5 protein-coding genes are annotated in these 4,919 nt (G+C 64.5%); all 5 read left to right on the forward strand.

Annotated features, from left to right (window positions below; translation table 11 throughout):
* The coding region (locus tag EN984_RS22825) for a cupin domain-containing protein (protein ID WP_164765588.1) at positions 1 to 201 on the forward strand (201 nt) is incomplete at its 5' end.
* 20 nt (positions 202 to 221) lie between these two features.
* Positions 222 to 2,675, forward strand: coding sequence for an FAD-dependent oxidoreductase (locus EN984_RS22830; RefSeq protein WP_127383958.1), 2,454 nt, complete (start codon positions 222 to 224; stop codon positions 2,673 to 2,675).
* Entirely contained in the window at positions 2,672 to 3,577 is a 906-nt protein-coding gene (locus EN984_RS22835) for a homocysteine S-methyltransferase family protein (protein ID WP_127269321.1), read from the forward strand. Before EN984_RS22830 ends, EN984_RS22835 begins: the two co-directional genes overlap by 4 nt.
* Positions 3,570 to 4,751, forward strand: a complete 1,182-nt coding sequence (locus tag EN984_RS22840; RefSeq protein ID WP_027034771.1) for a pyridoxal phosphate-dependent aminotransferase — start codon at positions 3,570 to 3,572, stop codon at positions 4,749 to 4,751. Before EN984_RS22835 ends, EN984_RS22840 begins: the two co-directional genes overlap by 8 nt.
* Positions 4,748 to 4,919: FAD-dependent oxidoreductase (locus EN984_RS22845; protein WP_164765589.1), on the forward strand; the 172-nt coding region annotated here is incomplete at its 3' end. The genes EN984_RS22840 and EN984_RS22845, both read left to right, overlap by 4 nt.

The following is a 4,919-nucleotide window of genomic DNA, read 5'->3' on the forward strand; positions in this document are numbered from 1 at the left end:
GAACTGAAGGCCGAGGCGCAGCGGCCGACCGAAGAAGCTGGATACGTCGCCTCCGGGCTGTTCGACATCGAGATCGGAGGTGTCTGGCATCGGCTTGGCGAAGGCGACTCCTTTCGCTTTGAAGGCAAGCCTTACCGCTGGCGCAATCCGGGCGCGGAGCCTGCAATTGTCATCTGGGTGGTTTCACCACCCGTCTATTGAGTTCAAGTTTGGAGAAGAACATGGCGGGTTTGCCGAGCACGGCGCGCGTGGTGATCATCGGAGGCGGTGCCGTCGGCACTTCCGCGCTCTACCATCTCGCCAAGGCGGGCTGGACCGACTGCGTGCTCTTGGAAAAGAACGAGCTGACTTCGGGCTCGACCTGGCATGCCGCCGGCAACGTGCCGACTTTCTCCTCGTCCTGGTCGCTGATGAACATGCAGCGCTATTCGACCGAGCTTTATCGCGGGCTGGCCGACGCGGTCGACTATCCCATGAACTATCACGTCACCGGCTCGCTGCGCCTTGCCCACACGAAAGAGCGCATGCAGGAATTTCAGCGCGCCAAGGGCATGGGCCGCTACCAGGGTATGGACATCGACATCGTCGGCGTCGACGAGATCCAGCGCCGCTATCCCTTCATCGAGACGCATGATTTGAAAGGCGCGCTCTACGACCCGAGCGACGGCGACATCGATCCGGCGCAGCTCACCCAGGCGCTGGCCAAGGGCGCGCGCGACATGGGCGCGAAGATCATCCGCTTCTGCCCGGTCACAGGCGTGCGCCGCGAGAACGACGAGTGGGTGGTCGAGACGGCGCAAGGTGAGATCCGCTGCGAGATCGTCGTCAATGCCGCCGGCTACCGCGCCGCCGAAGTCGGCCGGATGTTCGGCCGCGACGTGCCGATGATGGTGATGAGCCATCAGTACATATTGTTCGAGGAGATTCCCGAACTGGCGGCATGGTCGAAGGAACAGGGCAAGAAACTGCCGCTGCTGCGCGACGTCGACACCTCCTACTATCTGCGCCAGGAGAAGAACGGGATGAATCTCGGCCCCTATGAGCGCAATTGCCGCGCGCATTGGGCCAGCCACAACGACCCGATGCCGGAGGATTTTTCCTTTCAATTGTTCCCCGACGACCTCGACCGGCTGGAACATTATCTGGCCGATGCCGTCGCCCGCGTGCCGATCCTTGGCACCGCCGGCCTGTCCAAGGTGATCAACGGGCCGATCCCCTACACGCCGGACGGCAACCCGCTGATCGGCCCGATGCCCGGGGTTCCCAATGCCTTCGAGGCCTGCGTCTTCACCTTCGGCATTGCCCAGGGTGGCGGCGCCGGCAAGGTGCTGGCCGAATGGGTGACAGAGGGCCGGACCGAATGGGACATGTGGTCGTGCGACCCGCGCCGCTTCACTTCCTTTGCCTCGGCGCCGGACTACTGCGTCGCCAAGGGCATGGAGATCTACGGCAACGAATATGCCATCCAGTTCCCGCGCCATGCCTGGCCGGAAGGCCGCGACCGCAAGCTGTCGCCGATCCATGATCGCATCAAGGCGCTCGGCGGCCGCTTCGACGCCTATAATGGCTGGGAGCGTGCCACCTGGTACGCACAAGACGGCGATGACATTTCCGAGGAAGCCACGCTGACCTTCCGCCGCGACGGACCGTGGCATCATCGCGTGCGCGAGGAGTGCCTGGCCGTGCGCGATGCCGCCGGCATTTTGGACCTGCCGGGCTTCTCGCGCTTCAACCTCGACGGTCCCGGTGCCGCCGAATGGCTGAGCCTGCAGGTCACCGGGCTGGTGCCGAAGGCAGGCCGCATCGGTCTCGTCTATTTCGCCGACGACAAGGGCCGCATCGTCACCGAAATGTCCGTGGTGCGCCACGACGACAACCTGATGACGCTGATCACCGCGGCGGTCGCGCAGTGGCACGATTTCGAATGGCTGAAATCGCGCATGCCCAAGGATGCGCCGTTCAGGCTGATCGACCGGACCGAGGAATTCTCGACCCAGATCCTGGCCGGCCCCAACTCGCGGAAAATCCTCGCCGATGTCTGCGAAGCCGACCTCACTTTGCCATGGCTGACGCATCAGGAGACAAAGATCGCCGGTCGCTGGGCCAAACTCGTGCGCGTCTCCTTCGCCGGCGAACTCGGCTGGGAAATCCACACCAGGGTGGACGACACATCAGCCATCTTCGACGCCGTCTGCGCGGCAGGCCAGCAACATGGGCTGAAGCCGTTCGGCATGTATGCGTTGGATTCACTCAGGCTTGAAAAAGGCTACCGCACCTGGAAGGGCGACCTGTCGACCGACTATTCGATCCTGCAGGGCGGGTTGGAGCGCTTCGTCAAATGGGACAAGCCCGATTTCCGTGGCAAGGCTGCACTCCAGAACGAAAAGCAGCAAGGCGTGAAGAAGCGCTTCGTCACGCTGGTTATAGAGAACCCGGGCGACTGCGACGCCCCTTCGGTGTCGACGCTCTGGCGTGACGGCAAGATCGTCGGCGAGACGACGTCCGGCGGTTGGGGCCACCGGGTCGACAAGTCGATCGCGCTCGGCATGCTGCGCGCCGATCTGGCCGAGCCAGGCACATCAGTCGAGGTCGAAATCTTCGGTGACCGCTTTCAGGCGATCGTGCAGAAGGATGAACCGTTGTGGGATCCGAAGAACGAAAGGCTGCGCGCATGAAGAAAATCATCCTCACCGATGGCGGCATGGGCCAGGAACTGGTCCGCCGCAGCAAATCCGAGCCGACGCCGCTATGGTCAGCCCGGGTGCTGATCGACGAACCGGATCTGGTGCGCGACCTGCACGCGGAATTCATCCGTGCCGGCGCCCGTGTCATCACCATCAACACCTATTCGGCAACACCCGAACGCCTGGCGCGCGAGGGCGCGGAAGACCTCTTCAAGCCGTTGCAGAAGCGCGGCATCGAATTGGCCAGACAGGCCCGCGACGAGGCCGGCGATGCAGCCATCGCCGGCTGCCTATCGCCGCTTTTCGGCAGCTATGCACCGGCACTGACCATTTCCTTCGAGGACACGCTCGATATTTACCGCCGCATCGTTGCCGAGCAGGCCGATGGCGTCGACCTGTTCCTGTGTGAAACCATGGCGTCGGCGGACGAAGCCCGCGCGGCGGTCACCGCGGCATCGGAAAGCGGCAAGCCGGTATGGGTGTCGTGGACGCTGGCCGACCACGGCAAGCCGCGGCTGCGCAGCGGCGAAGCGATAGCCACCGCGGCAAGCGCGCTCGACGGCCTGGCAGTCGCCGCGCGGCTGGTCAATTGCTGCCGGCCGGAAGCAATCGCCGCGGCTTTGCCTGAACTGATCGGCCTCGGCGGCCCGGTCGGCGCCTACGCCAATGGCTTCACGTCAACCGAAGCACTCAAGCACGGCGGCACCGTCGATGTGCTGCACGCTCGTCACGACCTTGGCCCGGATGCCTATGCCGACCAGGCGATCGGCTGGGTCGAGGCTGGGGCAAGCATCGTTGGCGGCTGCTGCGAAGTCGGACCACCGCACATCGCCGCTCTGCGCGACCGGCTCGAACAGGCCGGCTACGAAATTTCGGGAGTTTTGCATGCCTAGACCATCATCGCGCATTTCCGGCATCGTGCCTTCGGGCAAGGACGGCTGGGAAGTCCATTTCGCCGCCTGGACGCGCAAGGAGGCCGGCGAAGACATCATCATGCTGTCGGTCGGCGACCATGATTTCGACACGCCTTCGCAGACGATCGAAGCCTGTGTGACCGCGGTTCGCGGCAGCAATCATCACTACACCCCGCTTCCCGGCCTGCCGCGCCTGCGCAAGGCGATGGCGGCGGCCTCGAGCGCCTGCACCGGCGTCGAGACGTCGCCGGATCAGGTGATCGCCACGCCGGGCGGCCAGGCCGCACTCTATGCGGCCGTGCAGGGCGTGCTCGACCAGGGCGACCACGCCATCGTCGTGGCGCCCTATTATGCCACCTATCCCAACACGTTCAGCGCCGCAGGCGCTGACTTCACCGTCGTCGAGACACCGGCCGAGGATGGCTTCCAGCCACGTGCCGACATGATCCGCGCGGCAATCCGGCCGAACACGCGCGCTATCCTGATCAACACGCCGAACAATCCGACAGGTGCGGTCTATTCGCGCGAGCGGCTGGAGCAACTGGCAGAAGTCTGCCGGGAGCACGACCTCTGGCTGCTGTCGGACGAAGTCTACTGGACGCTCGGCGGCGGCGAGCACGTCTCGCCGCGCTCGCTGCCAGGGATGGCCGAGCGCACGCTGGTCATCAATTCGATGTCCAAGAGCCACGGCATGACCGGCTGGCGCATGGGCTGGCTGACGGGACCGGAGGAGATGATCACGCTCATGATCAATCTCAATCTGGTGACGACCTACGGCCTGCCGGCCTTCATCTCGATCGCCTGTTCCGAGGCGCTGGAGAACCGTTACGGCGTCAAGGAGATCGCCGAACGTTACGCGGCACGCCGCACCGTCTTGCTCGACGCCGTGCGGGGCATGAACGACGTGACCGTGCGCGGTTCGGAGGGCGGCATGTATGTCATGCTCGACATCTCGGCCGTCGAACCGGACGATGAGAAATTCGCCTGGGCCCTGCTCGACAAGGAAAAGGTCGGCGTCATGCCCGGCTCCAGCTTCGGCGAGGCGGCCGCCGGCCACATTCGCATCAGTCTCTGCCAGCCCGAACCGGTGCTGCAGGAAGCTGCACTTCGTCTGCGCCGCTTTGCTTCCAGCTACCGTCGCGAGGCAGCATGACCGCCAAGGCAGTTCCCGCCAAAGCAAGGGCGGTCATCATCGGCGGCGGCGTTTCCGGCTGTTCGGTCGCCTATCACCTGGCCAAGCTTGGCTGGACCGATATCGTGCTTCTCGAACGCAAACAGCTGACGTCGGGCACGACATGGCATGCCGCCGGCCTGATCGGCC

The organism is Mesorhizobium sp. M7A.F.Ca.CA.004.12.1.1 (genome assembly GCF_003997835.1).
Lineage (GTDB): Bacteria > Pseudomonadota > Alphaproteobacteria > Rhizobiales > Rhizobiaceae > Mesorhizobium.

Coding starts and splice junctions, on each gene's coding strand:
- EN984_RS22830 (WP_127383958.1), top strand. CDS start 222: ATGGCGGGTTTGCCGAGCACGGCGCGCGTGGTGATCATCGGAGGCGGT.
- EN984_RS22835 (WP_127269321.1), top strand. CDS start 2,672: ATGAAGAAAATCATCCTCACCGATGGCGGCATGGGCCAGGAACTGGTC.
- EN984_RS22840 (WP_027034771.1), top strand. CDS start 3,570: ATGCCTAGACCATCATCGCGCATTTCCGGCATCGTGCCTTCGGGCAAG.